This window comes from Pseudomonas sp. S3_B11 (assembly GCF_054667715.1).
The window spans coordinates 294,111-320,603 of the sequence record NZ_CP162749.1 but is presented as its reverse complement, the minus strand read 5'-3'; the positions used below and the strand labels follow the sequence as shown (position 1 = coordinate 320,603).

26 protein-coding genes are annotated in these 26,493 nt (G+C 61.0%); 11 read left to right on the top strand and 15 right to left on the bottom strand.

Translation table 11 applies throughout. The annotated features are described in order from the left end of the window. Positions 1-2: 2 nt before the first annotated feature. The 4 genes from doeA to ehuR all read right to left on the bottom strand — a co-directional run bounded on the left by doeA (position 3) and on the right by ehuR (position 4,856). Positions 3-1,193: an ectoine hydrolase DoeA gene (gene doeA, locus AB4O22_RS01550; RefSeq protein ID WP_053163286.1), complete on the bottom strand. Its 1,191-nt coding sequence runs from the start codon at positions 1,191-1,193 to the stop codon at positions 3-5. A 42-nt stretch (positions 1,194-1,235) separates the two neighbouring features. Further along, a complete protein-coding gene (locus tag AB4O22_RS01545; RefSeq protein ID WP_460095800.1) occupies positions 1,236-2,228 on the bottom strand; it encodes a cyclodeaminase in 993 nt (330 codons plus the stop codon). A 21-nt stretch (positions 2,229-2,249) separates the two neighbouring features. Next, entirely contained in the window at positions 2,250-3,221 is a 972-nt protein-coding gene (gene eutB / locus AB4O22_RS01540) for a hydroxyectoine utilization dehydratase EutB (protein WP_028236654.1), read from the bottom strand. A 240-nt stretch (positions 3,222-3,461) separates the two neighbouring features. Further along, a complete protein-coding gene (gene ehuR / locus AB4O22_RS01535) occupies positions 3,462-4,856 on the bottom strand; it encodes a MocR-like ectoine utilization transcription factor EhuR (protein ID WP_460095799.1) in 1,395 nt (464 codons plus the stop codon). Positions 4,857-5,146: 290 nt separating this feature from the next. Here ehuR and ehuB point away from each other — a divergent pair, with 290 nt between their 5' ends. The 4 genes from ehuB to ehuA all read left to right on the top strand — a co-directional run bounded on the left by ehuB (position 5,147) and on the right by ehuA (position 8,267). Continuing rightward, positions 5,147-6,001 (top strand): ectoine/hydroxyectoine ABC transporter substrate-binding protein EhuB, encoded by an 855-nt coding sequence (ehuB, locus tag AB4O22_RS01530; protein ID WP_003205381.1) that lies wholly within the window; start codon positions 5,147-5,149, stop codon positions 5,999-6,001. Between the two features lie 84 nt (positions 6,002-6,085). Then, complete coding sequence (gene ehuC, locus AB4O22_RS01525; RefSeq protein ID WP_204127525.1) at positions 6,086-6,745, top strand: ectoine/hydroxyectoine ABC transporter permease subunit EhuC; 660 nt, start codon at positions 6,086-6,088, stop codon at positions 6,743-6,745. Beyond that, positions 6,742-7,398, top strand: coding sequence for an ectoine/hydroxyectoine ABC transporter permease subunit EhuD (gene ehuD / locus AB4O22_RS01520; protein WP_003205383.1), 657 nt, complete (start codon positions 6,742-6,744; stop codon positions 7,396-7,398). Before ehuC ends, ehuD begins: the two co-directional genes overlap by 4 nt. Before the next feature lie 74 nt (positions 7,399-7,472). Continuing rightward, the gene (gene ehuA, locus AB4O22_RS01515; protein WP_223470419.1) at positions 7,473-8,267 is read left to right on the top strand and encodes an ectoine/hydroxyectoine ABC transporter ATP-binding protein EhuA; all 795 of its coding nucleotides are present in this window, start codon (positions 7,473-7,475) and stop codon (positions 8,265-8,267) included. Between the two features lie 224 nt (positions 8,268-8,491). Here ehuA and AB4O22_RS01510 read toward each other — a convergent pair whose 3' ends face one another. Together AB4O22_RS01510 and AB4O22_RS01505 are read right to left on the bottom strand one after the other, a co-directional pair. Beyond that, positions 8,492-9,226, bottom strand: a complete 735-nt coding sequence (locus tag AB4O22_RS01510) for an OmpA family protein (RefSeq protein WP_003205385.1) — start codon at positions 9,224-9,226, stop codon at positions 8,492-8,494. 152 nt (positions 9,227-9,378) lie between these two features. After that, entirely contained in the window at positions 9,379-10,554 is a 1,176-nt protein-coding gene (locus AB4O22_RS01505) for an acetylornithine/succinylornithine family transaminase (protein ID WP_460095798.1), read from the bottom strand. A 99-nt stretch (positions 10,555-10,653) separates the two neighbouring features. On the opposite strand from AB4O22_RS01505, the gene AB4O22_RS01500 reads away from it, so the two are divergent. The 4 genes from AB4O22_RS01500 (at position 10,654) to AB4O22_RS01485 (ending at position 14,464) form a co-directional block, all read left to right on the top strand. After that, positions 10,654-11,571: a LysR family transcriptional regulator gene (locus AB4O22_RS01500; RefSeq protein WP_223470357.1), complete on the top strand. Its 918-nt coding sequence runs from the start codon at positions 10,654-10,656 to the stop codon at positions 11,569-11,571. A 218-nt stretch (positions 11,572-11,789) separates the two neighbouring features. Beyond that, positions 11,790-12,803 (top strand): sensor domain-containing diguanylate cyclase, encoded by a 1,014-nt coding sequence (locus AB4O22_RS01495; protein WP_003205388.1) that lies wholly within the window; start codon positions 11,790-11,792, stop codon positions 12,801-12,803. Positions 12,804-12,894: 91 nt separating this feature from the next. Next, positions 12,895-13,638 (top strand): DUF72 domain-containing protein, encoded by a 744-nt coding sequence (locus AB4O22_RS01490; RefSeq protein ID WP_003205389.1) that lies wholly within the window; start codon positions 12,895-12,897, stop codon positions 13,636-13,638. A gap of 121 nt (positions 13,639-13,759) precedes the next feature. Continuing rightward, the gene (locus AB4O22_RS01485) at positions 13,760-14,464 is read left to right on the top strand and encodes a hypothetical protein (RefSeq protein ID WP_003205390.1); all 705 of its coding nucleotides are present in this window, start codon (positions 13,760-13,762) and stop codon (positions 14,462-14,464) included. Positions 14,465-14,676: 212 nt separating this feature from the next. Here AB4O22_RS01485 and AB4O22_RS01480 read toward each other — a convergent pair whose 3' ends face one another. The 9 genes from AB4O22_RS01480 to hmpA form a co-directional block, all read right to left on the bottom strand. Further along, on the bottom strand, positions 14,677-14,991 hold the full coding sequence (locus AB4O22_RS01480; protein ID WP_003205391.1) for a helix-turn-helix domain-containing protein: 315 nt from the start codon (positions 14,989-14,991) through the stop codon (positions 14,677-14,679). After that, a complete protein-coding gene (locus AB4O22_RS01475) occupies positions 14,988-15,332 on the bottom strand; it encodes a hypothetical protein (protein ID WP_013694185.1) in 345 nt (114 codons plus the stop codon). The genes AB4O22_RS01480 and AB4O22_RS01475 overlap by 4 nt, the downstream gene beginning before the upstream one ends. A 139-nt stretch (positions 15,333-15,471) precedes the next feature. After that, positions 15,472-16,359: a heme o synthase gene (gene cyoE / locus AB4O22_RS01470; protein WP_003178131.1), complete on the bottom strand. Its 888-nt coding sequence runs from the start codon at positions 16,357-16,359 to the stop codon at positions 15,472-15,474. 11 nt (positions 16,360-16,370) lie between these two features. Further along, positions 16,371-16,706, bottom strand: a complete 336-nt coding sequence (gene cyoD, locus AB4O22_RS01465; RefSeq protein WP_003205394.1) for a cytochrome o ubiquinol oxidase subunit IV — start codon at positions 16,704-16,706, stop codon at positions 16,371-16,373. Further along, positions 16,707-17,333 carry a cytochrome o ubiquinol oxidase subunit III gene (locus AB4O22_RS01460; protein WP_003205395.1) on the bottom strand — a complete coding sequence of 209 codons (627 nt, stop codon included), beginning with the start codon at positions 17,331-17,333 and terminating at the stop codon, positions 16,707-16,709. A 3-nt stretch (positions 17,334-17,336) separates the two neighbouring features. Further along, a complete protein-coding gene (gene cyoB / locus AB4O22_RS01455) occupies positions 17,337-19,367 on the bottom strand; it encodes a cytochrome o ubiquinol oxidase subunit I (RefSeq protein ID WP_003205396.1) in 2,031 nt (676 codons plus the stop codon). Between the two features lie 3 nt (positions 19,368-19,370). Continuing rightward, positions 19,371-20,318, bottom strand: a complete 948-nt coding sequence (gene cyoA / locus AB4O22_RS01450; protein WP_003205397.1) for a ubiquinol oxidase subunit II — start codon at positions 20,316-20,318, stop codon at positions 19,371-19,373. A 775-nt stretch (positions 20,319-21,093) separates the two neighbouring features. After that, positions 21,094-21,603, bottom strand: coding sequence for a disulfide bond formation protein B (locus AB4O22_RS01445; protein WP_003205398.1), 510 nt, complete (start codon positions 21,601-21,603; stop codon positions 21,094-21,096). Positions 21,604-22,059: 456 nt separating this feature from the next. Further along, the gene (gene hmpA / locus AB4O22_RS01440) at positions 22,060-23,241 is read right to left on the bottom strand and encodes an NO-inducible flavohemoprotein (protein WP_460095797.1); all 1,182 of its coding nucleotides are present in this window, start codon (positions 23,239-23,241) and stop codon (positions 22,060-22,062) included. Positions 23,242-23,393: 152 nt separating this feature from the next. Here hmpA and norR point away from each other — a divergent pair, with 152 nt between their 5' ends. From norR to AB4O22_RS01425, 3 genes are all read left to right on the top strand, one after another. After that, positions 23,394-24,950, top strand: a complete 1,557-nt coding sequence (gene norR / locus AB4O22_RS01435) for a nitric oxide reductase transcriptional regulator NorR (RefSeq protein WP_223470354.1) — start codon at positions 23,394-23,396, stop codon at positions 24,948-24,950. Positions 24,951-25,110: 160 nt separating this feature from the next. Further along, positions 25,111-26,013, top strand: a complete 903-nt coding sequence (locus AB4O22_RS01430; RefSeq protein ID WP_003205401.1) for a chemotaxis protein CheV — start codon at positions 25,111-25,113, stop codon at positions 26,011-26,013. A 101-nt stretch (positions 26,014-26,114) separates the two neighbouring features. Continuing rightward, the gene (locus AB4O22_RS01425; protein ID WP_223470353.1) at positions 26,115-26,441 is read left to right on the top strand and encodes a hypothetical protein; all 327 of its coding nucleotides are present in this window, start codon (positions 26,115-26,117) and stop codon (positions 26,439-26,441) included. The last annotated feature ends 52 nt before the right edge of the window (positions 26,442-26,493 follow it).

Below are 26,493 nucleotides of genomic sequence, written 5' to 3'. Positions count from 1 at the left end.
GCTCAATCCTTCACGAACAATTGACGAGGCACGTTGCACAGCGTCTCGACGCCGGTCTCGGTGATCAGGATGCTTTCGGTGATTTCCAGGCCCCAATCGTCCATCCACAGCCCCGGCATGAAGTGGAAGGTCATGCCCGGCTGCAACACGCTATTGTCGCCGGGGCGCAGGCTCATGGTGCGCTCGCCCCAATCCGGCGGATAACTGATCCCGATGGGGTAGCCGCAACGGCTGTCCTTGTGAATGCCGAATTTCTCCAGCACCTTGAAAAACGCCACCGCGATGTCGCCAGTGGTGTTGCCCGGCTTGGCTGCGTCCAGGCCGGCGGCGATGCCCTCGACCACGGCTTTTTCGCCGTCGAGGAAATGTTGCGGCGGCTTGCCCAGGTAAATGGTGCGCGACAACGGGCAGTGGTAACGCTTGTAGCAACCGGCGATTTCAAAGAAGGTGCCGGCGCCCTTCTCGAAAGGTGAATCGTCCCAGGTCAGGTGCGGCGCACTGGCGTCGGCCCCGGTGGGCAACAGCGGCACGATGGCCGGGTAGTCGCCGCCATGGCCGTCGGCACCGAGGATGCCGCTGCTGTAGATCTCGGCCACCAGTTCGTTCTTGCGCATGCCCGGCTCGATGCGTTCCAGGATCCGACTGTGCATGTTCTCGACGATGCGCGCGGCGATGCGCATGTAGGCGATTTCCTGGGGCGACTTGACCGCTCGCTGCCAGTTCACCAGGCCTACCGCGTCCACCAGTTTTGCCTGGGGCAAATGCTTTTGCAGCGACAGGTACGCGGCGGCGCTGAAGTAATAGTTGTCCATCTCCACGCCGATGGTCAGCGCGCCCCAGCCACGGGCGATGATCACCTCGCGGGACAGGTAGTCCATGGGGTGGCGCTCGCGGGACTGCACATAGATGTCCGGGTAGCCGACGATGTTATCGGCCTGCATGAACACTGTGCGCTTGGCACCGTTGGCATCCTGGCCACGACCGAACCACACGGGTTCGCCCTCCAGTGCCAGCAGCACGCACTGGTGCACATAGAACGACCAACCGTCATAGCCGGTGAGCCAGGCCATGTTCGACGGGTCGGTGACCAACAGCAGCTCCAGGCCCTGGGCCTGCATGGCGGCGCGAACCTTCGCCAGGCGTTGGGTGTATTCCTCCCGTTTAAACGGAAGATTGACGACGATCTCAGACATCCATCTGCCCTCTGTTCAAATGACGCACGAATAAAAAATGCTTTAGCGACCGAACGCGAATCCCTTGCCCGCCGCCCGCGCCCGCTCGAACGCCAGGTTGGCGATGGCGGTGTCCTGGGCACCGGTGCCGGTGAGGTCGCACAGGGTGACTTGCGCCTCGCGGGTGCGACCGACCCGTTGCCCCGCCAACACCTGGCCCAGTTCCAGCAAGGCCAACTCATCGCGAACGGTGCCGGCCAGCGAGGCGTGGTGCAGCTCGCCAAGCACGCGGGTCTGGCTCAGGCGATCGGCGACATAGCAGTCGACGGCCGCCAGGGCTTGCGGGGAAATTTCGTTCTTGTGTTCGGCGTCCGAGCCCATCGCCGTGATGTGCAGGCCAGGATGCAAATGGCGGGTTTGGATCAACGGCTCGCGACTGGGTGTGCAGGTAATGGCGATGTCCACGCCTTCCAGGGCATCGTCAATGGAGGCGCATGGCGAGACGGCAAGCCCGGTGTCACGCGCCAGTTCCTGACTGAACGCCTTGGCCTTTTGCGCATCGCGCGCCCAGACCCGCACATCGTCGATGGGCCGCACCAGGCGCAACGCCTGAAGCTGCAACGCCGCCTGCTCACCGGCTCCGATCAGCGCGACGCTGCGGCTCTCCTCGCGAGACAGGCAACGCGCCGCCACCGCACCCGCCGCAGCGGTGCGCACAGCGGTGAGGTACCCGTTGTCCAGCAGCAGGGCCTCCAGCAGGCCGGTGCGTGCCGAGAGCAGCATCATCATGCCGTTGAGGCTGGGCAGGCCGAGCTTGGGGTTATCGAAGAAGCCCGGGCTGACCTTGATGGCGAAGCGATCCAGGCCCGGCAGGTAAGCGGTCTTCACATCCACTTCACCGTTGTGCTCGGGAATGTCCAAGCGCAGGATCGGCGGCATCGCCACGGCGGCGGTGGCCAGCAGCACGAAAGCCTGTTCGATGGCGTCGATGCTGGCCAGATCGAGGGCCACGCAACTGCGCAGGTCGGCTTCGCTCAATAGGGTGACTTCACTCATGACAGGCTCCGTTAGGGGTTATCAGGCGTTGGCGCCAGCGATCACGCGGGCATGGTGTTCGGTGTCGACGTTGCGCCCGCTGACCACCAGGACAATGGGGCCGCGCGGCTCGATCAGGCCGTCGAGCAGCGCCGCGATGCCCACCACGGCAGCGCCTTCGAGCACCAGGCGTTCGTGGTGATAGGCGTGGCGGATGGCATTGGCGATAGAGACTTCCGAGAGCAGATGTACGTCATCGCTCAGTTGCCGGGTCATGGCGAAGGTGTAGCGGTTGTCCAGGCCGATGCCGCCACCAAGGGAGTCGGCCAGCGTCGGCAGTTCCTCGATGTCCACGGGCTGCCCGGCGGCGAGGCTGGCGTGCATCGCGGCACCTCGGGCCATGCTGATGCCGTGAACTTGAATCGCTGGGTTGGCACTTTTGAGGGCCAGGGCAACTCCGGCGAACAGGCCGCCACCGGACAACGGCACCAGGACCTGGGCCACCTCCGGTTGCTGCTCGAGGATCTCCAGGCCGAGGGTGCCCTGCCCGGCGATGATCGCCGGGTGATCGAAGGGCGGCAAAAAGGTCGCGCCCTGCTCCCGGGCGATGCGCTCGGCCTCGCGCTGGGCATCGTCCTGGGACTGGCCGACGATGCACACCTCGGCGCCCAGGTCGCGGATCGCCTGCACCTTGTTGGCCGGCACCAGGTTCGACAGGCAGACCATCGCCTTGACGCCCTGCTGTGACGCGGCATGGGCCAGCGCTCGACCATGATTACCCGTCGACGCGGTGACCACGCCTCGGGCCTTTTGCTCGGAACTAAGTTGCGCGACGGCATTGCTCGCCCCGCGCAGCTTGAAGCTGCCGGTGATTTGCAGCGCCTCAAGCTTGAGGTACACCTCAACACCCATCAACCGCGACAAACTCGGGGAATGCTCCATGGGCGTACGCCTGACCTGCGACTCGATGCGCTGGCGAGCGAGGTAAATGTCCTGAAGCTGCAACCCTGTCATGACTGCGTCCCGAGCGGATGTGTTGGGCGCAGTCTAAGAGGGCTGGATTGTGGTGATGAATGTACTAGGGCAATTTAGATCGATTACTTGAACCCCCATCCCAAGCCCCTCACAAATCCCCTGTGGGAGCGAGCTTGCTCGCGATTTGGCCCGCGGATTCAACACCTCTGCTGACTGATACACCGCTATCGCGAGCAAGCTCGCTCCCACAGGGGGATGTGTCGTTCATGCATTCGGCGTTTAGAAATCATGAATCTGCGGGTACTGGTTGAAGATCTGCCGCATGCCGATCAGCGCATGGCGCATTTCTTCGTCACTGCATTCGGCACCGACGCAGACCCGCACCGCGCGGGGCCTGGGGGTGCCGCGGACGGTGAACGGATCGGGCGAGGTCACGGCGATGTGCTTGTGCCGCAGCGCCCGCACCAGGCTGTCCACTTCCCAATGGGACGGGATACCGACCCAGGCACTCAAGGCATGCGGGTGCTGGCCCAGCAGATGTTCGCCCATGTACTCGGTGACCATCGCCTGGCGCCCGGCCAGCAGTTGACGTTGCAATTGCACCAGCGACTCGGCGCGTCCATCGCGAATCCAGCGGGTGGCGATCTCCGAGACCATGGGCGTGGCCATCCAACTGTTGACCCGCAGGATGCTCTCGGTGCGCAGGGCCAGGCGCTTGGGCACCACCAGATAACCGGTGCGCAGGCCCGTGAGCACCGACTTGGTCATGCTCGTGCAGTAGAACGACAGCTCCGGCAGGTAATGGCTGATAGGCGGCGCCCGGCGCTCGTCCAGCAGCGGGCCGTACACATCGTCTTCAATAATGTGCACACCGAAGCGCCGGGCAATTTCGGCGATTTCCCGGCGGCGGGCGTCGGGCATCAGGCTGGTGGTGGGGTTGTTCAGGTTCGGCGTGCACACCAGCGCCGTGATGCGCTCGTTGCTGCACATGTCTTCGAAATGTTCGGGGTCGATGCCATAGAGGTCCATCTCCAGGCCCTTGAGGGTGAAGCCCAGCACCTGGGAATTGCCGATCACGCCGTGGTCGGTCAAGCCTTCGCAGAGCACCACGTCATCAGGGCCCGCCAGCGAAGCGAGAGCCAGGAAAATCCCGTGGGCCGCGCCGTTGGTGATCAGCACATCGTTACGGTCGACTTTCAGCCCTTGCCGGCCGATCCACTGCGCCGCCGCTTCGCGATGGGATTCAAAACCGGCGATGGGGCGAAACGCATGAATCCACGGCTGATCCTCTTCAGTGCTCAGCGCCGCGCAGGTATCACGCCAGGCCTGGTCATGCTCGCGGGTGTGGAGGATGCGGGTGATGGAAAAATCCACCAGCGCTCGCTCGGGACTGTCGAGAATGTACGTCGCCACCCGGTCGCTCATGCGCCGCGAGACGAAACTGCCACGCCCGACCTCACAGCGCACCAGTCCCTGGCGCTCCAACTCCTTATAGGCGTTGGTGACGGTCTGCACGCTGATACCCATGGCGTCAGCTACCTGCCGTTGCGGCGGCAGGCGCTGGTCATTGGCCAGGGTGCCCTGTTCGATATCGTCGGCAATGGCCTGCACCAGAATCTTGTATTTGGATTCACCGCTGCGGGCGAGGTCCAAGGCTGACTTCCACTTATCCATGACAGCTGCAACCGGCGTGTGTAGGGGTGCGCACAGCATTGCGCGACCATCGCGGCAAAGCAATTGTCCTAGTGCAATACAATCGATGCCGGGGCTTTTGTATGCTCGGTCCAAGGTCGTCACCCAGGCGGGCTCATCGCCCTGACAAAAAGCCGGATCGACCTGTACCGGCGCTGTTCCCGATTCCAGGCCACGCCAGGATCCGCCGCTGTACGCTTTGCTCTTGTAACACTGCCTCCTACCACAGAGCCGTCAAACGACGGATCCACAAGAAACAGGAGATTTTATCGATGAGCAATTTTCTTCCCAGCACCGGTGCGCCCTTGCGTCGGCTCTTGTTGACCTGTGCCGTACTGGGCCTGGCCGGCAGCGTTCAAGCGGCCACCCTGGATACGATCAAAAGCAACAGCAGCATCCGGATCGGCTACGCCAACGAAACCCCGTTTGCCTTCACCGAAACCGACGGCAACGTTACCGGTGAGTCGCCGGAGATCGCCAAGATCATCTTCGCCAAGATGGGCATCAAGCAGGTCAATGGCGTGCTCACCGAATGGGGCTCATTGATTCCAGGCCTGCGGGCCGGCCGTTTCGATGTCATCGCCGCCGGCATGTACATCACCCCGGCGCGCTGCAAGCAAGTGTTGTTCACCGATCCGCAGTACCAGTTGCCCGATGCCTTGCTCGTGGCCAAGGGCAATCCGAAAAAACTCCACAGCTATGAAGACATCGCCAAGCAACCGGATGTGAAACTGGCAATCATGGCCGGCACGGTGAACCTGGCTTATGCCCGCGACTCCGGGGTCAAGGACGACCAGATCCTCCAGGTGCCCGACACCACCGCACAATTACAAGCCGTGCGCGCCGGACGCGCGGACGCTGCCGTCGGCACCCAACTGACCATGAAAGGCCTGGCCAGCAAGGGCGGCGACAAGGTGGAAGCGATGACCGAATTCAAGGACGACCCGTCCCACATCGGCTACGGCGCCCTGGCCTTCCGCCCCGAAGACAAAGACTTGCGCGATGCGGTCAATGCCGAGCTGAAAAAGTGGCTGGGCTCCGAAGAGCATCTCAAGACGGTTGCGCCATTCGGGTTCGACAAATCCAACGTGACCAGCAAGACCGCGGCCGAGCTCTGCGCTCAGTAGTCGCCAAAAACTGGCGTGCCGAAACGGGCATGACGCACGGTGCGTGATGCCTGTTCCCTGCTTCACCGGACATTGGGTTGAACCATGGGCGAATTACTTCCGTTATTGATACAGGGGGCCTGGGTCACGCTCCAGGTGACCTTCTTCGGCTCGCTGCTGGCCATCGTCGCGGCGGTGCTGGCAGCCCTCGGGCGACTCTCGCCGTGGCGAGCGTTGCGCTGGTTTTCCATCACCTACATCGAAGTGTTCCGTGGCACCTCGCTGCTGGTGCAATTGTTCTGGCTGTTCTTCGTGCTGCCGCTGCCCCCCTTCAACGTTGAGCTGAGCCCTTACGCCGTGGCGATTGTCGGCCTGGGCCTGCACATCGGCGCCTACGGTGCGGAAGTGATGCGCGGCGCCATCAGTTCGGTCGCCAAGGGCCAATACGAAGCCTGCACGGCGTTGAACTTCAGCGGTTTTACGCGCTTCAAGCGGATCATCCTGCCGCAGGCGTTGCTGGCGGCGATTCCACCGGGCACCAACCTGTTGATCGAGCTGCTGAAGAACACCTCGCTGGTGTCGCTGATCACCTTGTCGGACCTGAGTTTCCGGGCGCGGCAGTTGGATCAGGCGACCTTCCAGACCCTGGAGATCTTCAGCCTGGCCCTGGTGATGTATTTCATCCTCGCCCAGGCCATCAACTTCGGCATGCGCCACGTCGAACGACGACTGAGCCGGGGCCGGATGCGTGGAGGTCTGTCATGACGCTGTTCGACTGGTCCTATGCCGCACAAATCCTGCCGGACCTGCTGCGCGCCTCCCTCAACACCGTGGGCATTACCCTGATCGGTTTCCTGATCGCGATTGTCCTGGGATTGTTCCTGGCGATTGGCCGGCGCAGTCGCAAATTCTGGCTATCGTGGCCGGCCACCGCGGTGATCGAGTTCATCCGCAGCACACCGCTGCTGATCCAGGTGTATTTCCTCTACTACGTGCTGCCCAACTACGGCTTGAGCCTGACGGCCATGCAGGTTGGCATCCTCGGCATCGGCCTGCACTACGCCTGCTACATCGCCGAGGTCTATCGCAGTGGTCTGGATGCGGTGCCGCGGGCGCAGTGGGAAGCGGTGACGGCACTGAACATCGCGCCGTACGACGCCTACCGCAACATCATCCTGCCCCAGGCGCTGCGTCCGATCGTGCCGCCGCTGGGCAATTACCTGGTGGCAATGCTCAAGGACACGCCGGTGCTGTCGGCGATCACCGTGGTGGAGATCATGCAGCAGGCCAAGAACATCGGTTCCGAGAATTTCCGCTACCTGGAACCGATCACCATGGTCGGCCTGTTCTTCCTCGCCCTGAGCCTTGCCCTGGCTTATCTGGTACGGCGCCTTGAAACGCGCATGGAGCTACGCTAATGACTTTACCCCTGTCCACGCCCACCGACTTGTCCCGGCGCAGCACGCTGGCGTCGCAGCAGGAGGCCCCGGCCATGCAAGATCCAACAACGTCCCGGCCGATCGTGAGTTTCCAGGACGTGACCAAAAGCTATGGCAGCTTCACCGTGCTCGACCATCTGAACCTGGATGTCGCCCCCGGTGAAAAGGTCGCGATCATCGGCCCCAGCGGCTCGGGCAAGTCCACGCTGCTGCGGGTGTTGATGACCCTGGAAGGTATCGACCAAGGCCAGATCCGCGTCGAGGATGACTCCCTGACCCACATGCCCAACCGCAACGGCGTGCTGGTGCCGGCCAACGACCGACACATCCGCCGGGTGCGCGGCAAGATCGGCATGGTGTTCCAGAGCTTCAACCTGTTTCCCCACATGACCGCGCTGCAGAACGTGATCGAGGCACCGGTGCAGGTGCTGGGCATGAACCCGAAAGAAGCCCGGGAGCGCGCCGCCGACTTGTTGGAGCTGGTAGGGCTGGGCAACAAGCTCGAGCATTACCCGTCGCAGTTGTCCGGCGGCCAGCAACAACGGGTGGCGATCGCCCGGGCGCTGGCGATGCGGCCCAAGGTGATGCTGTTTGACGAAGTGACCTCGGCGCTCGACCCGGAGCTGTGCGGCGAAGTGCTGAATGTAATCCGCAAACTGGGGGCCGAACATAACCTGACGATGCTGATGGTGACCCACCAGATGGGCTTCGCCCGGGAATTCGCCGACCGGGTGTGTTTCTTCTACAAAGGGCAGATCCACGAACAGGGCACCCCGGCGCAGATCTTCGAGAACCCGCAGCAGGAGCGTACGTGTGCGTTCTTGAGTGCGGTAAAAGAGGCGAATTGATCCCCTTGTGAACACCTTTGGGCGAGGAGACTTGTGGGAGCAAGGCTTGCCCGCGATGAAAGCGATGCGGTCTTTCAGAAAATCGAGGCGCCTGTTTAGCGAGCAAGCTTTGCTCCCACAAATCCCCTCGCCACAAATGGCGGCATCAGGCGGATAGAAACTGACAACCACAAAAAAACGGGGGCCCTGTTTCCAGAGCCCCCGTTTCATTTGCCGCCCAGCCGTTATGGGTATTGCTGGTAAGTCTGGCCCTGCTGCGCCGGTGCCTGGTACTGCTGGCCGGGAATGGCCTTGAGGTTGACCTCGACACGACGGTTTTGCGCACGGCCATTGACGTCGGCGTTGCTGGCCACCGGGTTGTCCGGGCCGGCGCCACGGGCCGACAGGTTGGCACCGCTCACGCCCTGGGACGTCAGGTAGGTCGCCACGCTCTGCGCACGACGCTGGGACAGGTCCATGTTGTGCTGGCGGCTGCCGGTGCTGTCGGTGTAGCCGACGATTTCAATCTGGTTCTGGTTGAACTCCTTGAGGGAGTTGGCCAGGTTGTTCAGCGGCTGGTAGAAGCTGGACGCGATGTTCGCCGAGTCGGTGGCGAAGGTGATGTTGCCCGGCATGATCAGCTTGATCTGGTCGCCCTGGCGCTGCACTTCAACGCCGGTATTGGCCATGCTCGCACGCAGCTTCTTTTCCTGCTGGTCGGCGTAGTAGCCGTAACCGGCCGCGGAAGCCCCCACCACCGCTGCACCGATCAACGCACCCTTGCCCCGGTTATCGTGACCGATGGCCGCACCAGCCAACGCCCCCGCCAGTGCACCGAGGCCACCATACTTGGCGGTTTTGCTCATGCCCGAAGATTCGGTAGAGGCCTGGCCCTGGTTGTCGTAGGGGTTAGGCGACGCACAGCCGGACAACAGGGCCACAGCAGTTGCGACAACGATCAAGCGACGCGAGGTGAACATGAAGATGCTCCTGGGTTTTCAGTCTGAATGCCAAAGTGTAGGCAATCGACTCTGGCAGGCGTTGGAACGCGGCAATCGTTAAAAATTCCGTCGCGCTGCGTTGCGCTTCGCCCGGCTGACCGATAAGAAACCGGCGTCCGGGCGAACGCCCCTCACCCCTGCGCCAGACAGCGGCTTACACCCCGGACAATCATCTCCACTTCCCGCCCATCGATCGTCAACGGCGGCAGCAGGCGGATGGTCTGGCCCCGAGTGATATTGATCAGCAGGCCGTGATCCCGGGCGGCACGCAGGGCCAGGTCGCGAACCGGCTGCTTGAGTTCAATGCCGATCATCAACCCCTGGCCGCGAATCGCCAGGACATTCGGGTTGTCCGCCAACTCGGTACGCAGCCGGCCCAGCAACTGTTCGCCCTGATGCCTGGCGTTGTCCACCAGCGCTTGTTGCTCAATGATCTCCAGCACCGTGCAGCCGACCCGACAGGCCAGTGGATTACCGCCAAAGGTGCTGCCATGGCTGCCAGGGGTAAACAGCTCGGCCGCCTTGCCCCGTGCCAGGCAGGCCCCAATGGGCACGCCGTTGCCCAGGCCTTTGGCGAGGGTCATGACGTCCGGCACGATGTCCTCGTGCTGGAACGCGAACCATTGGCCAGTGCGACCGATGCCGGTCTGGATCTCGTCGAGCATCAACAACCAGGCGCGCCGGCTGCACAGTTCCCGCAGGGCCTTGAGATAGCCCGGCGGGGCGAGTTGCACACCGCTTTCGCCCTGGATCGGTTCCACCAGTACTGCGACGATGCGCTCGGCATGAGCCTGCTGGATCGCTTCCAACGCTGCCAGATCGCCGAACGGCACCTTGATGAAATCCCCCGGCAAGCGGTTGTAGCCCAGCCGCACGGACGGGCCGTCACTGGCGGACATCGTGCCCAATGTGCGCCCGTGGAACGCATTGTCCATGACCACCACCAACGGCTGCTCAATGCCTTTATGCCAGCCATAGAGGCGCGCCAGTTTCAGTGCGGTTTCGTTGGCCTCGGCACCTGAGTTGTTGAAAAACACCCGATCCAGCCCCGACAGCTGAGTGAGCTTTTGCGCCAGGCGTTGCTGCCAATCGATGCTGTACAGGTTCGACGTGTGCAACAGCAGGCCGGCTTGCTCGCTGATGGCGGCCACCAACCGCGGGTGGGAGTGGCCGACATTGGTCACTGCCACGCCCGCCACCGCATCAAGGTATTCGCGGCCGTCCTGGTCCCACAGGCGCGTACCCAACCCATGGGTGAAACTCAGCGCCAGGGGTTGGTAAGTGGTCATCAGGCAGGCAGCGGTCATGGCATCAAGCTCCATTTGGTTGGTTTTTTCCAGTATGGTTAGCCACCAAGGCTGGATAAACTCCGCTTTACTTCAATCATTTAAAAGCTGAGCTTGATAATGGACTTGTTCCAGGCGATGACCGTTTACGTGAAGGTGGTAGAAACCGGAAGCCTGACGGCGGCGGCCCACGCATGCGAAATGTCCACCACCATGGTGGGCAATCATCTTCGTGCACTGGAGCAACGTCTCGGCGTACGCCTGATCAACCGTACGACGCGGCGCCAGCGCCTGACCGAGTTCGGCTCGGCCTACTACCAACGCTGCCTGGAAGTGCTCGGGCTGGTGGCCGATTCCGAGCGCCTGGCCGAGCAGACCCAAGGCGAGCCCAGCGGCACCCTGCGCATCACCGCGCCGCTGACCTTTGGCACCGAGCGCCTCGCACCGGCCCTGGCCGAATTCAGCCAGCGCTTCGCCCAGGTCAAGCTCGACGTGGTGCTGACCAACCAGCGTCTGGACCTGCTTGAGCATGGATTCGACGTCGCCATCCGCCTCGGCCATCCCGACCCGAAACTGATTGCCCGTCCGTTGGTGGACTACACCCTGACCGTCTGCGCCTCTCCTGCCTACCTGGCGCGGCGCGGCACACCGGAAAAACCCGCGGACCTGCAACTGCACGACTGCCTGTCGTTCGCCTATTCGGCAGCAGACGAATGGCGCTTCGCCCAGGATCACTGGCCGATCAACGGCCCGGAGGGCGAGATCAAGGTCCCGGTGAACGGGCCGATGCTGATCAACAGTTCCTCGGGCCTGCATCGCGCCGCCCTGGCCGGGATGGGCGTGGTCATGCTGCCCGATGCGCTGGTGGCACAGGATCTGAAGGATGGACACCTGGTGACGTTGTTGCAGGGCTACCAGTTGCCCCATCGCCCAATGAGCCTCATGTACGCGCAGGATCGCTACCGTTTGCCAAAACTGCGCAGTTTTGTCGAGTTCGCGCTGGAGAAATGGGGCAAACCCCCAACACCAGCCGAATGATGTTGTGGCGAGGGGATTTATCCCCGCCGGGTTGCGCAGCAACCCCAAGGCTATCGGTTCACATCGGGGGCCGCTACGCGACCCAACGGGGATAAATCCCCTCGCCACAAAAGCGAACCCCGCCTGAACATCCCCCCGCTAGTGCCTCTCGCCCCCCATCAGCTACTCTTCCTCCTTGGACGAGCATTTTGATATCAAGGCTGATTGAGGGAACGACGATGGGAGATGCCTCGAACATCGATATGCTGCGGTTCGACCTGTCCGATCTGGACGAAGGCGTACTGCACACCATCCTGGAACTGGTCAGCGATGGCATCTGGGACTGGAATGCCAACACCGGCTTCGTCTACCGCAACCCCGGCTGGTACACGATGCTTGGCTACCAGCCTCATTCACTGGACAACACCGTGCTGACCTGGGAGAGCGTGATCCACCCGGATGACTATCCACGGGTCATGGCGTTGTTCGACGACTACCTGGAACACCGATCCCACGTCTACCAAGCCGAATACCGCTGCCGCACCCACGACGGTTCCTACATCTGGATCGAGGATCGCGGCTACGTGATCGCCCGTAACCCAGACGGCACGGTGGCGCGCATGATCGGCGCCCATCGCAGTATCGATGACAAGAAACGCCTGTTCGAACAACTGGAACGGCGCAACAAATCCCTGGAAGCCGTGATCGAAGAACGCACCCGCGAACTGTCCCGGGTCAACCATCAGTTGCAGATCCAGCTCGACGAAAACCGCAAGCTTGCCGAAACCGACGCCCTGACCCGGGTCGCCAACCGTTATCGCCTGGACCAGGCGCTGCCGCTGGCCTGTGAGCGCGCGCAGCGTTTTCGCGAGCCGTTATCGCTGATCGCCATGGACGTGGATGATTTCAAGGACATCAACGATCGCTACGGCCACGCCTTTGGCGACGCAGCGTTGATACAAGTGGTGCAGAGCGTCAAGCGCTGCGAGCGCGGCGGCGACTTGCTGGTTCGCTGGGGCGGTGACGAATTCATCATGATCTTGCCCAACACCACCCTGGCCGACGCCCGCCTGCTGGCTGAGAGCATTCGCCGGGGTCTGTCCGACCTGCTGCCGGTGGGCGACTTCCAGATCACCATGAGTTTTGGCGTGGTGCAGCGACTCGAGGATGAACAGCACGCCGTGTTGCTGCACCGGGCGGACCAGGCGCTGTATCGCTCCAAGATGTCGGGCAAGAATGTGATTTGTGAATGAACCGAGCCCAGGCCCGAAGGCAAAAAAGAATGCAGACATGAGGCGCTGCCAACGGTCATAGGCTGTATCCCTAGCAATCAGGCTTTCACCCTTGCCGACTCGACCGCCCTCCCTCTCACGCCTTTACCTGGGCTGCGCCGGCTGGTCGCTGCCCCGGGAGCACTGGCCGGCCTTTGCTGTCGACGGGACTCATTTGCAACGCTATAGCAGCCGATTCCCGGCCGTGGAAATCAACAGCTCGTTCTACCGCCCTCACCGTCCCGCCACGTATGCAAAGTGGGCAGCCAGCGTGGCCCGGGATTTTCGTTTCTCGGTCAAAGTGCCCAAACAGATTACCCATGAACGGCGACTGATCGACTGCGGAGGGCTTGTGGATGAATTCCTCGGGCAATGCTCGCAACTGGGAGAACAGCTTGGTTGCCTGTTGATTCAGTTGCCACCGTCGCTGGCCTTCGATGCCGCAGTGGCCGGGGGGTTCTTCAAGGCCTTGCGGGACCGTTATCAGGGTTACGCAGTGCTTGAGCCGCGACACCCGAGCTGGCTCATGCCCGAGGTCGCAGCGATGCTGCAAGACGAATGCATCGGCCGTGTCGCCGCCGATCCGTCCCCCTTGCCCGGCGGCGATCAACCCGCAGGCTGGCCCGGCATTCGCTACTACCGCTTGCACGGCTCACCACGAATTTACTACTCAGCTTACGAAGACGCCCGGCTGGAGCACCTCGCCCGAACGTTGAAAGCCGACCCCGACACGCCGACATGGTGCATCTTCGACAACACCGCCAGTGGCGCCGCGACGCCGGATGCGTTGCGGCTGATGGATTTGCTGCGCGACTGAAATAGACACCGGTGACCGGTCCGACCGTGACAACACCGCCCGCGTCCAATAGATTAGGCGACCGGAAAAAAGCTCAATGCCTTTCTCGCCTCATCCCGCTAACAGAAGTAGTGAAATTTCAATGTCCGATTCCAACACCGCTGAATCCTTAGTCACCCTGTCGTCCAAAGCGGAATACGAAAACTCCATCAATCTTTCACAGCATCTGCCCCAGGCCAAAACCATCAGCGAAATGGTCCTCGATGCGTTCCAGTCGAATCGCGAAAGCGACCAGATCCGCGAACTGCGCAACGCCATCCGCCAGGCTCACGATGCGTTCGACGACGACAAGGCCTATGAACTCATGGGCCAGCTCAAACAACTCAAGGACGCCGAAGCCGCCGATTTCGCAGCCCTGGAAGACCTGAGCAGCCGCTTCCCGATCAGCCGTATCCTCTCCAGCTACAAGGACGACCCGTCGTTCCAGGAACTGGTCTACGGCCTGGCCCTGAAAGTACTGAACCAGACCCACCAGGCCATCAGCAACCCGAGCGGCAGCAAGGGCAAGGCCTCGCGGGCCAAGAAGGAAGCCGAAGTGTTTGTTATCAGCAAGGATGGCATCAGCGTCACCCTGCCCCTGCGCACACCACGCTCCAAGCCGAACGTCGACCGCGAGGCCTTCGAGTTCCTGGGCTTCAATTTCGTAGGCGAAGGCGACGAAGCCGAGCTGGAAAGCGAAACCTTCCTGGACAATGACGGCACCGAACAACAGGCCACCCGCAAAAGCATCGTCACCGCCCTGCAACAGCAGAAAGCGTTCGATGGCTACAGCATCGCCCAGCAATAAGCCCATGTGGGAGCGAGCTTGCTCGCGATCGATAGTCCCCACGCTCCGCGTGGGAATGACTCCTCGGACGCTCCGCGTTCGGCTCTTGGGGGACGCAGAGCGTCCCAGGCTGCATTCCCACGCGGAGCGTAGGAGCGATCCTCCAGGCAGTGGCCATGAAAAAGCCCCGCGCTTCTCTCGAAGGCGGGGCTGTTTTCATGGATATGAGCTGATCAAACAGCGCCAAGCCGTTCGACCATATCTGGAAACTTCTCGACCAGCTTGATCAACAAAGCCGCCTGGGCGTTAGGCTTGGACTTCTCCTGCTCCCAGTTCCTGAGCGTACCTGGACTGGTCCTGATGCTCTTGGCGAAAACGGCTTGAGACATGTGGAGCTTGTCGCGCAACGCCACGATTTCTTGGGCAGACACCTCGGGAACCGGTTTGTCTTCGATCGATATCTGGCGAAGGGTAATCTTGCCCTCCCGGTGGGCGGCCATCTCCTCGACGCCTTGCATCATCTCGGCAAACAGATCGCGCTTTTTCATAAGGTACCTCGTACTTTCAACTCAGCTTCTATGGCGCGTTTGAGCGTCTTCTCTTGCTCGGAGGTCAGGTTTTCCAACTCGTCCTTGTCATAAATCGCGAACATCCAGAACTGACGATCGTTCATGAGCCAATAGTAAATAACGCGCAACCCGCCTCGCTTCCCTTTACCACGACGTTCATCGAACCAGCGCAGCTTACGAAAGCCGCCGGTACGTGGCATGACGTCACCAACCTCTGGATGCTGCAGCATATAGGACTGAAGCAGGCGATACTCATCATCAGTCAGGTAATGGCCAACCGTGTCGGTGAATGTAGTCGTTTCAAAAAATAGGGTACGCATGGCAGAAACTATAGGCAAATTGCGCATAGTTCAACAAACCATAATCTATTGCGACGAATGACAGCCAATCCACACCTCACCTCAACAAAAAGCCCCGCGCTTCTCTCGAAGGCGGGGCTTTTTTTGTGGCGTCTGAAGCTTAAGGCGCGTAGGTCAGCAGCAGCTCACTCGGCACCTTGAAGTCCAGGGACATCATGACGCTCAGGGCGGTGATGGTGAAGATCGAGAACACGAACAGCTTGCGTGCCCAGACCGTGTCATCCACCGCCTTGTAGCCGGTCCAGGCCATGTACAGCCAGTACATGCCCATGGCGGCGGCGACGGCGAGGTAGCTCATGCCGGCGTAGCCACTGAAGGTCAGCATCAAGGTCGCCACGAGGAAGGCCAGGATGTACAGCAGGATGTGCTTCTTGGCCACCCGGATACCGCGCTTGACCGGTAGCACCGGAATCGAGGCCGCCAGGTAGTCGTTGAAGCGGAAGATCGCGATGGCGTAGGAATGCGGCATCTGCCAGAGGCTGAACATCACCAGCAGCGTCAGCGCAGCCATGTCGAAGCTGTTGCTGACCGCCACATAGCCGATCACCGGCGGCATCGCCCCCGACAGGCTGCCCACCAGCGTGCCGTGGACCGACTTGCGCTTGAGGTACAGGCTGTAGAGGCCGACGTAGATGACAAAACCGATCACCGCGAACAACGCAGCCAGCGGGTTGGCCACCCAGTACAACAGCGCCACGCCGGCCACGCCCAGCACCGTGGCGAACGCCAGGGCCAGTTGCACCGGAATCAGGCCCTGGACCAGCGCCCGATTCTTGGTGCGTTCCATCTTGATATCGATGTCACGGTCGATGCAGTTGTTGAACACACAACCGGACGCCACCACCAGGGAAGTGCCGATCATCGCCGCCAGGAAGATGGCCAGATCGACATGCCCTTTCGAGGCCAGGAAAAACCCGCCTGCCACAGAAAGCACGTTACCGAAAATGATCCCCGGCTTGGTGATTTGGATAAAGTGCTTCAGGGACATCCGGACTTTCCTCAGTGCGCCATCATGTTGGTGTGGATGCTGAACATGATCCACAACGACAGGCCAACCAGCAGGACAATCACGATCGCGGCAAAGACAAACGCGACCACGTTGTTACGTTGGGCGGCGGAGCGGTCCAGGTGCAGGAAGTACACCAGGTGCACCAGTACCTGGACCACGGCGAAGATCAGTACGATCCACAGGGTCAGGCTCTTGGGCAGCGATGGGTACATCACCAGGCCGAACGGAATGACGGTCAGGATCACCGACAGAATGAAACCGATGGCGTAGGACTTGACGCTGCCGTGGCCGGCGTCGTGGCCATCATGGGAATGTGCGTTAGCCATTTACAGGGTCCCCATCAGATAAACAACGGTGAATACGCAGATCCACACCACGTCCAGGAAGTGCCAGAACAGGCTCAGGCAGCTCAGGCGCGTCTTGTTGGTGGCGGTCAGGCCGTTTTTCTGGACCTGGTACATCATGATCGCCATCCAGATCAGGCCGCTGGTCACGTGCAGACCGTGGGTGCCGACCAGGGTGAAAAACCCGGACAGGAAGCCGCTGCGGTTAGGGCCGTAGCCCTCGGAGATCAACATGTGGAACTCGTTGATCTCCATGCCGATGAAGCCGGCACCGAACAGGAAGGTCATGGCCAGCCAGCCCAGTACCTGGGTTTTCTTGCCCTTGAACAACGCCAGCATGGCGAAGCCGTAGGTGATCGAGCTGAACAGCAGCAGCGCGGTTTCGCCCAGTACGTACGGCAGTTCGAAGATGTCGTGGCCCGATGGGCCACCGGCGACGTTGTTAACCAGCACCGCGTACGCTGCGAAGATCGACGCAAACAGAATGCAGTCGGTCATCAGGTAGAGCCAGAAACCGAATACGGTCATCTCGCCCGAGTCGTGGTGATGGTCATCGTGCCCATGGTCATGACCATGGGCGTGTCCAACAGTGGTCACTAAGTTCGACATGGTTTAAGCCTGTTCCAACGAGGTTTCAACACGGGTGGCGGTGGCAGGGACTTTCCCGGCCGCTACCAGACGTTTGTGCTGCTCGGCTTCGATGCGCTCGATGACATCCACCGGCACCATGTAGCCCTGATCGTCACGGGCAGCATGGATAGCGAAATACACCACGGTGCCGACCAGGCTGGCGATGGCCAGCCACCAGATGTGCCAGATCATCGCGAAACCGAACACGGTCAGCAGCGCGCCCATGACCACACCGGTAGCGGTGTTGTTGGGCATGTGGATCGGCTCGTACTTGGCCGGGACCGGGTACGCGGTGCCGTTTTCCTTGGCTTCGGTGAACGGGTCGATGACGTCTGCTTTTGGCAGCACGGCGAAGTTGTAGAACGGCGGTGGCGAAGAGGTCGACCATTCCAGGGTATGGGCATTCCACGGGTCACCGTGGTCGCACATGTTCTCTGGCTTGTTGCGATCGCGCACGCTGACATACAACTGGATCAGCTGGCAGGCGATACCAACAGCGATCATCACCGCACCGAACATGGCGACGTACAGGTACGGCACCCACTCAGGGTTGGTGGTGGTGTTCAGGCGACGGGTCATGCCCATGAAGCCCAGTACATAGAGCGGCATGAACGCGACGAAGAAGCCGGTGATCCAGAACCAGAACGCTGCCTTGCCCCAGCCTTCGTGCAGCTTGAAGCCGAACGCTTTCGGGAAGTAGAAGGCGAAGCCGGCGATGTAGCCAAACACGGCGCCACCGATGATCACGTTGTGGAAGTGCGCGATCACGAACAGGCTGTTGTGCAGCACGAAGTCAGCACCCGGGATGGCCAGCAATACGCCGGTCATGCCGCCGATGGCGAAGGTCACCATGAAGCCCAGGGTCCACATCACGTGGCTGGTGAAACGCAGGCGGCCCTGATAGATGGTGAACAGCCAGTTGAATAGCTTCACCCCCGTCGGGATCGAAATCAGCATCGTCGCCAGGCCGAAGAAGGCGTTGACGCTGGCGCCCGAACCCATGGTGAAGAAGTGGTGCAGCCAGACCATGAAGCCCAGTACCGAGATCGCGCCGCTGGCGTAGATCATCGAGTGGTGGCCGAACAGTTTCTTGCCGGAGAAGGTCGAGATGACTTCGGAGAAAATCCCGAACGCCGGGAGGATCAGGATGTACACCTCAGGGTGACCCCAGGCCCAGAACAGGTTGACGTACATCATCGGATTGCCACCAAGTTCATTGGTGAAAATGTGGAAATCCATGTAGCGGTCAAGCGTCAGCAGAGCCAGGGTAGCGGTCAGGATCGGGAAGGAAGCGACGATCAGGACGTTGGCCCAGGTGCAGGTCCAGGTGAAGATCGGCATGTCCATCAGCTTCATGCCCGGGGTACGCATTTTGACCACGGTGGCCAGGAAGTTGACCCCCGTCAGCGTTGTACCCAACCCGGATAGCTGTAGCGCCCAGATGTAGTAATCCATCCCCACGCCCGGACTGTATTGCAGGCCCGACAGCGGTGGATAGGCAACCCAACCGGTCTTGGCGAATTCGCCAACGCCCAGGGACAGGTTGATCAGCACTACGCCGGAAACCAGCAACCAGAAGCTCAGGGAGTTCAGGAACGGGAAGGCGACGTCACGGGCGCCGATCTGCAGCGGCACTGCAAGGTTCATCAGGCCGGTGAAGAATGGCATCGCCATGAAGATGATCATGATCACACCGTGGGCGGTGAATATCTGGTCATAGTGTTCAGGCGGCAGGTAGCCAGGCGAACCCTCGGTGGCCATGGCCAGCTGGGTACGCATCATGATGGCGTCGGCAAAACCACGCAGCAGCATGACCATGGCGACGACGATGTACATCACGCCGATTTTCTTGTGGTCGACCGATGTCAGCCACTCGGTCCACAGGTAGGTCCACTTCTTGAAGTAAGTGATCCCCGCGAACAGCGCCAGACCGCCGAGTGCGATGATGGCGAGGGTCACCATGACAATCGGCTCGTGGAACGGGATCGCTTCCCAACTTAATTTACCAAACATCGTTTACTCCTCTGCCCCGGCAGCTGAATGCGAACTCATGTCCATCCCTTCCATGTTGTGGGCCACTTCCTTCTCGTTCTTCTCGTGGTGCATCGGCTTGCCCGGATTCATCCCTTCATACTTGTCGATGATGGTCTGAAACAGGTTCGGCGTAACCGACGAGTAGAGTTCGACTGGATTGTTCTGGCTCGGCTTGGAAAGGGCTTCGTATTCAGCTTTTTCAAGCTGTTTAGGTGCCTTCTTCACATCGTTGACCCAGGCGTCGAAATCTTCCTGGGTCGTGGCGATTGCTTTGAACTTCATACCGGTAAAGCCCGCGCCGCTGTAGTTGGCGGAGATACCGTCGAGTTCGGCGTTCTGGTTGGCGATCAGGTGCAGCTTGGTCTGCATGCCCGCCATCGCATAGATCTGGCCGCCCAGGCCCGGGATGAAGAACGAGTTCATCACGGTGTCGGAAGTGACCTTGAAATTGATCGGCGTGTGGGCCGGGAACACGATCTTGTTGACCGTGGCAATGCCTTGTTCCGGATAGATGAACAACCACTTCCAGTCCATGGAGACCACTTCAATGGTGATCGGCTTGACGTCGGAATCCAGCGGACGATACGGGTCCAGGGCGTGGGTCGACTTGTAGGTGACGTAACCCAGGGCAATGATGATCAGAACCGGAATGGTCCACACCGCCACTTCGATCTTGGTCGAATGCGACCACTTCGGCGTGTAGGTGGCATTGGTATTGGTTGCGCGGTACTTCCAGGCGAACAGGAAGGTCATGACGATGACCGGCACAACGACCAGCAACATCAGCAGCGTAGCGGTGATGATCAGGTTTCGTTCATCCAGGCCGACCTGGCCCTTGGGATCGAGCAAGGTCATGTTGCAGCCTCCCAGCAGCAACGTGCCGAGCAGCGGCAACAAGCCTAGTAATCGGGGGTACCTGTTTTTACTCATCTCACGACCTCTAAAGCAGCTTGCGCAATGCAGTTGGGTTTTGATCGCCAACACTTCACCCTGCCAAGGGTTGGCATTTTCTTGGATTGAATAAGGGCTGCCCGTCGAACGTCAGCGGCTGTTCGACACATCCTGGGCCAGCAGTGAGTTCTTATTCGTTGGTCAAAGGCCTAGTTCAAGCCCAATTCCATTTGGTGCGGGTAGTTGGAGGCACCGACACCTGGGGTCGCATGGGGCGCTGGCGCCCTTCGACCACTCTCGTGCTCAAGCTTGAGCCGGGTCGGAAAATCGGTGCGGGCGATTGTAGTGAGCTGAGGCGCTGTAGACCATGTCTCATCTCGAAATAATTTTTATCCGATCCGGCAACAATCTTTCGCAGATATTGCAACAAGTCAGTATGTTATCGAAATTAATTCTCAACAAGAACCCCAAAAAACGTAGGGCTACTATGCCCGATTTAGACAGCTCGACAGGATCACGAAGAGCTTTTTTGCCCGGCAAGCGCCCAGTTTTCGGGGGCTCTGGCGCCCGACGCTTCGCTGTTAAAAATGCCTGCTGCAGGTGATACGCGTTTTGCGAAACCGGACGGCTTTTTGTTACAGGAAGGTGCGCTTAATTGCCCTCGAAAAGGCTGAGCGGCTCAAGATATGTGACAACATGTCGCACATTGTCGCAGGCTATTCTTGCCTCGGATCAAGGACGGTCCGGCTCAAGAGTGAAACGCAAAACGCCCCGGCTCTCCAGAAGAGAAACCGGGGCGTTTCATGAAGACGCTTCAGCGAATCTGTTTACGGTTACGTGACACCAGCAACGGCACCAGCACTACCGTCAACACGAAGGCCACCAGTGCCCATTGCGCCAGGGACAGACCCAGGATCGGTGGGTAGGGGGTGGAGCAAAAGCCATCGACCTGGAACCCCAGCGGAAAGATCTTCGCCAGCGGCAGGTCATCGACAATCGGTTGCAACACGTCGATGCCGCAACTGACCGCCGGGAAGAACTGGGTGTACACGTGATGCCCTGCCACCCCGGCACCGGCCAGGGCGCTGAGCACCACCAGGCCTTCGAAGATCGTCAGGCTGCGGCGGGTGCGCATGGCGGCACCGATGAAGGCGAAGATCGCGATCAGCAACAGCGCATAGCGTTGCAAGATACACAGCGGGCACGGCGCCTCGCCGAGGGCCACCTGCATGTACAGCGCACCGCCGATCAGCGCCAGGCAGATCAGCCCCAGCAGCACCAGATAGCGCCGCTCACGGCCTAACCGCATCATTTCCTCACTCATTGCGTTTCCCTTTGTCTGCATTGATCGACGCGCGGCACGGCGACGCTCGGGCGCGCGGTCGGATGCCCGAAGTCTACACGCAGACCATGACAGTGAACGAGCAGCGGGCGTCGACATTGAAGGGGAATAGACCTTGAGAAGGTTAAGTACGGATTAATTCTGGTCAGTTGGACCCAGGATGGACCTGCCGCCGCCATCGCGAGCAGGCTCGCTCCCACAGTTTTTTTGTGGTGTTCACAGGAATCGTGTCCACCGCAGATCCCTTGTGGGAGCGAGCCTGCTCGCGATAGCGGTGGGTCAGCTTGCATTGATGTTGAATGTACTGACGCAATCGCGAGCAAGCCCGCTCCCACAGTTTTTTTGTGGTGTTCACAGGAATCGTGTCCACCGCAGATCCCTTGTGGGAGCGAGCCTGCTCGCGATGAAGGCAACCCGGTCTCCCGGTTTAGCGCGGCCTTATTCCAGTGCCGCCGCCGGGCCGAAGAATTCGTAACGGCTCTGCTGCTCCGGCACGCCCAAGGCCTTGAGGTGGCGCTTGACGGCGCCCATGAAGCCCTTCGGCCCGAGGAAATAGGCGTCCACGTCACGTTGCTGCGGCAGCCATTGCGCCAGTTGTTCCTGGCTCAACAGCCCCACCTTGTCGGCCGCTGGGCTCAAGCCGTCGTCTTCGTCGTAGCAGTAGAAGCGCTTGAGCTGCGGATGCCGCTTGGCCAGCTCGTCGATCCAGTCGCGGAAGGCATGGGCACGGCCGTTGCGCGCGCAATGAATGAAATGCACCGGCCGCTCGGTTTGCAGCGCCGCCTGCAACATGGCCAGGGTCGGGGTGATGCCGACACCGCCACTGATCAGCACCAGCGGTTTGTCGCTGGCAGTCAGGTAGAAATCCCCGGACGGTGGGAACAACTGGATGCGGCTGCCGACGTCGAAATGATGATGCAGGTGGTTGGACACCCGCCCGCCCGGCTCGCGCTTGACGCTGATACGGTATTGACCGTTGTCCGCCAGGGCTGACAGTGAATAGTTGCGGCGTACTTCCTCGCCATCGAGCATGAGCTTCATGCCGATGTACTGGCCTGGCTCGGCCAGCAGGATCGGGCCCTTGTCCGCCGGTTCAAAGTAAAACGAAGTGATCTCCGAGCTTTCCTGCACCTTGGCAGTCAGGATGAACTCACGCTCGCCACGCCAGCCGCCCGGCGCCTCGGCCTTCTTGTCGTACATGCCGGCTTCGGCGCCGATCAGGATATCGGCCAACTGGTTGTAGGCTGCGCCCCACGCCGCAATCACTTCGGGCGTGGCGATCTCTGCGCCCAGCACTTCGGCAATTGCTCGCAGCAGGCACGAACCGACAATCGGGTAATGTTCCGGCAGGATCTGCAGGGCAACGTGCTTGTTGACGATCTTCGCCACCAGGTCGTCCAATTGATCGAGCTGGTCAATGTGCCGCGCATACATCAACACACCGTTGGCCAAGGCCCGCGGTTGATCGCCACTGGCCTGGTGAGCCTGGTTGAACAATGGGCGCACCTGCGGGTATTCGGACAGCATCATGCGATAGAAGTGAGTGATCAGCGCCTCACCACCACTTTCAAGCAACGGAACGGTGGAGCGAATGATGGCGCGTTCTTCTCGACTGAGCATAGGGTGACTCCTGGCGTATGACCGATAACAGTTAGGTAAGTCTTATCAGTTTCCATGCCATAAATTTTTTCATTAAATATCAGATAGTTAAAAACAATGTAGTCATATCGACACGGCCCACCTTATAGTCGTTAAGACTACATGGAGTCATTATGACCGCAACCGCCCTGCTGACCTCCCTGCTACCACTGGTGGCCGATCTGTCCCGCGAACTGCCTGAAGGCGAACGTTATCGTCGCCTGCTCGGCACCTTGCGAACCCTGCTGCCCTGCGATGCGGCGGCATTGTTGCGCCTGGACGGCGACTGCCTGGTGCCGCTCGCCGTGGATGGCCTGAGCACCGATACACTGGGCCGGCGATTCCGGGTCAGCGAACACCCGCGCTTCGAAGCGCTGCTGGCCAGCCCACAGCCCACTCGCTTCGCCGCCGACAGCGGCCTGCCCGATCCGTACGACGGACTGGTCGAGGGGCTCGCCGAACATCTGGAGGTTCATGACTGCATGGGCTGCCCGCTGTTCGTCGACGAACGGCCCTGGGGCCTGCTGACCCTGGATTCGCTGGATCCTGAGCGCTTCGAGCCCATCGACCTGAGTGCCCTGCAAGCCTTCGCCAGCCTCGCCGCCGCCACGGTCAGCGCCGCCGAGCGCATCGAGCGCCTGGCACTGAAGGCCGAGGACGAGCACCGCCGCGCCGAGGTCTATCGCCAGGCCAGCGGCCAGCAACCTCGCGACATGGTCGGCCAGAGCAAGGCCCACAAGCGCCTGGTGGAAGAGATCGCGCTGGTGGGCAGCAGCGACCTGACGGTATTGATCACCGGCGAAACCGGCGTGGGCAAGGAACTGGTCGCCCAGGCCATCCATGCCGCGTCGAAACGTGCCGAGCAGCCACTCATCAGCCTCAATTGCGCCGCCCTGCCCGATACGCTGGTGGAAAGCGAACTCTTCGGCCATGTACGAGGCGCCTTCACCGGGGCCACGAACGACCGGCGCGGCAAGTTCGAACTGGCCGACGGCGGCACCTTGTTCCTCGACGAAGTGGGCGAGTTGTCCCTGACTGTCCAGGCCAAGTTGTTGCGGGTACTGCAAAGCGGCCAACTGCAACGCCTGGGCTCGGACAAGGAACACCGGGTCGATGTGCGCCTGATCGCGGCCACCAATCGCGACCTGGCCGAAGAAGTGCGCAACGGCCGGTATCGGGCCGACTTCTACCATCGCTTGAGCGTGTATCCGCTGCAGGTGCCGGCGCTGCGCGATCGCGGGCGGGACGTGCTGCTGCTCAGCGGTTTTTTCCTGGAGCACAACCGTTCGCGCATGGGCCTGGGCAGCCTGCGCCTGACCAGCGATGCCCAGGCCGCACTGCTGGCCTACGACTGGCCGGGCAATGTGCGCGAACTGGAACACCTGATCGGCCGCAGCGCCTTGAAGGCCTTGGGCCGGTGCGCGACGCGCCCGAAAATCCTCAGTCTCAGCGCCCAGGACCTGGATTTGCCCCAGGCGCCTGTGGACAACCCCATACCTTCGCCCATCAGCCCGGCACCGACCGCGCAGGGCGTAACCGGAGACTTGCGCGAAGCGGTGGACGAGTTCCAGCGCACGCTGATCGCTGCCTGCCTGGAGCGTCACCGGCACAACTGGGCCAGCGCCGCCCGGGAGCTAGGGCTGGACCGGGCGAACCTGGGGCGGATGGCCCGGCGGTTGGGGCTGAAATAGAAACCTGTGGATTGGCACACTCAAAGGAAATTTGAGCAAGTGAATTGGGTTGCCGACGGCTTTTGCCCTAAAGCCTGTCCCCAACGAGTCGATAACCCAATATCAAAAGCTGTTTTGGCGATCCTCGAGTTCGCCCCACCTTTTTCCACAGAAGGTTTTTATGTCTTCCAACAAAGCCCGCGCAGATTCACTTTCGCTTCTGCTGTTTACCTTGCGCAGCGGCAAGCTGATGGCAATCAACCTGCTCAAGGTCAGTGAAATCATTCCCTGCCCACCATTGACCAAGCTGCCGGAGTCGCATCCGCACGTCAAAGGCATCGCCACCCTGCGCGGGACATCGTTGTCGGTGATCGACCTGAGCCGCGCCATTGGCGAGCGACCGCTGGAAGACCCGGATGGCGGCTGCCTGATCGTCACTGACGTCAGCCGTTCCAAACAGGGTTTGCACGTGCAGGCGGTGAGCAAGATCGTGCATTGCCTGACCACCGACATCAAACCGCCGCCCTACGGCTCCGGCGGTGTGCGTTCGTACATCACCGGCGTGACCTCGGTGGACGGCACGCTGGTGCAGGTGCTGGATATCGAAAAGGTCATCCACGGCATCGCCCCGGCACAGATCGAAACCGCGCCGACCGAACTGAGCATGGAAGACGCCGAGGTGCTGGGCAACGCACGGATCCTGGTGGTCGATGACAGCCAGGTCGCGCTGCAGCAATCGGTGCACACCCTGCGCAACCTGGGCCTGCAATGCCACACCGCGCGCAGCGCCAAGGAAGCCATCGAGTGCCTGCTGGACCTGCAAGGCACGGCCGAACAGATCAACCTGATCGTCTCCGACATCGAGATGTCGGAGATGGACGGCTATGCCCTCACCCGGACCCTGCGCGAAACCCCAGACTTCGCCCACCTCTACGTATTGCTGCACACCTCGCTGGACAGCGCCATGAACAGCGAAAAAGCCCGGCTGTCGGGTGCCAACGGCGTGCTCACCAAGTTCTCTTCACCGGAACTGACCAAGTGCCTGATCACGGCGGCCAAGGCCGTTGCCGAGCAGGGTCACTGAGTCATATAGGTTGCTCGCTTCTGCGTTCACGCGTGGGGGCGATCACCGTCCGACAACCTCAGGCATAATCTTGTCCTGGCTTCCCGGAACAAGGCTCCCTGATGAAAATCCGTCTACTGATTCTCCTTGGCCTCACCGTCCTGGCCTCCCAGGCCCATGCCTCCAGCCCGGACGCCTGGGCCGCCCACGACAAAGCCGTGCTGGCCAGTTGCATCAAGGCCAGCGGCTTGAAGAGCGCCGAGCCGGTGGGTAACGCCGCTCAATTCGACGACCAAGTCGGCTACACCGCGCTGTTACTGCAAGGCCAATATCCGCAGAAACACATGAAAGGGGCGATCGGCACCGAGTTGTGCCTCTACCGCAAAAAAACCAAAACCGCCTATGTGACCGAGTGGGACTCGATCCGCCCGGCCGCTACCGACCGGTGAGTGGCGCATAACTTGCTTCGCACGGTCCATCACGGCGTTTTTCTGTCGCCGT

Coding starts and splice junctions, on each gene's coding strand:
- doeA (WP_053163286.1), bottom strand. CDS start 1,193: ATGTCTGAGATCGTCGTCAATCTTCCGTTTAAACGGGAGGAATACACC.
- AB4O22_RS01545 (WP_460095800.1), bottom strand. CDS start 2,228: ATGAGTGAAGTCACCCTATTGAGCGAAGCCGACCTGCGCAGTTGCGTG.
- eutB (WP_028236654.1), bottom strand. CDS start 3,221: ATGACAGGGTTGCAGCTTCAGGACATTTACCTCGCTCGCCAGCGCATC.
- ehuR (WP_460095799.1), bottom strand. CDS start 4,856: ATGGATAAGTGGAAGTCAGCCTTGGACCTCGCCCGCAGCGGTGAATCC.
- ehuB (WP_003205381.1), top strand. CDS start 5,147: ATGAGCAATTTTCTTCCCAGCACCGGTGCGCCCTTGCGTCGGCTCTTG.
- ehuC (WP_204127525.1), top strand. CDS start 6,086: ATGGGCGAATTACTTCCGTTATTGATACAGGGGGCCTGGGTCACGCTC.
- ehuD (WP_003205383.1), top strand. CDS start 6,742: ATGACGCTGTTCGACTGGTCCTATGCCGCACAAATCCTGCCGGACCTG.
- ehuA (WP_223470419.1), top strand. CDS start 7,473: ATGCAAGATCCAACAACGTCCCGGCCGATCGTGAGTTTCCAGGACGTG.
- AB4O22_RS01510 (WP_003205385.1), bottom strand. CDS start 9,226: ATGTTCACCTCGCGTCGCTTGATCGTTGTCGCAACTGCTGTGGCCCTG.
- AB4O22_RS01505 (WP_460095798.1), bottom strand. CDS start 10,554: ATGACCGCTGCCTGCCTGATGACCACTTACCAACCCCTGGCGCTGAGT.
- AB4O22_RS01500 (WP_223470357.1), top strand. CDS start 10,654: ATGGACTTGTTCCAGGCGATGACCGTTTACGTGAAGGTGGTAGAAACC.
- AB4O22_RS01495 (WP_003205388.1), top strand. CDS start 11,790: ATGGGAGATGCCTCGAACATCGATATGCTGCGGTTCGACCTGTCCGAT.
- AB4O22_RS01485 (WP_003205390.1), top strand. CDS start 13,760: ATGTCCGATTCCAACACCGCTGAATCCTTAGTCACCCTGTCGTCCAAA.
- AB4O22_RS01480 (WP_003205391.1), bottom strand. CDS start 14,991: ATGAAAAAGCGCGATCTGTTTGCCGAGATGATGCAAGGCGTCGAGGAG.
- AB4O22_RS01475 (WP_013694185.1), bottom strand. CDS start 15,332: ATGCGTACCCTATTTTTTGAAACGACTACATTCACCGACACGGTTGGC.
- cyoE (WP_003178131.1), bottom strand. CDS start 16,359: ATGTCCCTGAAGCACTTTATCCAAATCACCAAGCCGGGGATCATTTTC.
- cyoD (WP_003205394.1), bottom strand. CDS start 16,706: ATGGCTAACGCACATTCCCATGATGGCCACGACGCCGGCCACGGCAGC.
- AB4O22_RS01460 (WP_003205395.1), bottom strand. CDS start 17,333: ATGTCGAACTTAGTGACCACTGTTGGACACGCCCATGGTCATGACCAT.
- cyoB (WP_003205396.1), bottom strand. CDS start 19,367: ATGTTTGGTAAATTAAGTTGGGAAGCGATCCCGTTCCACGAGCCGATT.
- cyoA (WP_003205397.1), bottom strand. CDS start 20,318: ATGAGTAAAAACAGGTACCCCCGATTACTAGGCTTGTTGCCGCTGCTC.
- AB4O22_RS01445 (WP_003205398.1), bottom strand. CDS start 21,603: ATGAGTGAGGAAATGATGCGGTTAGGCCGTGAGCGGCGCTATCTGGTG.
- hmpA (WP_460095797.1), bottom strand. CDS start 23,241: ATGCTCAGTCGAGAAGAACGCGCCATCATTCGCTCCACCGTTCCGTTG.
- norR (WP_223470354.1), top strand. CDS start 23,394: ATGACCGCAACCGCCCTGCTGACCTCCCTGCTACCACTGGTGGCCGAT.
- AB4O22_RS01430 (WP_003205401.1), top strand. CDS start 25,111: ATGTCTTCCAACAAAGCCCGCGCAGATTCACTTTCGCTTCTGCTGTTT.
- AB4O22_RS01425 (WP_223470353.1), top strand. CDS start 26,115: ATGAAAATCCGTCTACTGATTCTCCTTGGCCTCACCGTCCTGGCCTCC.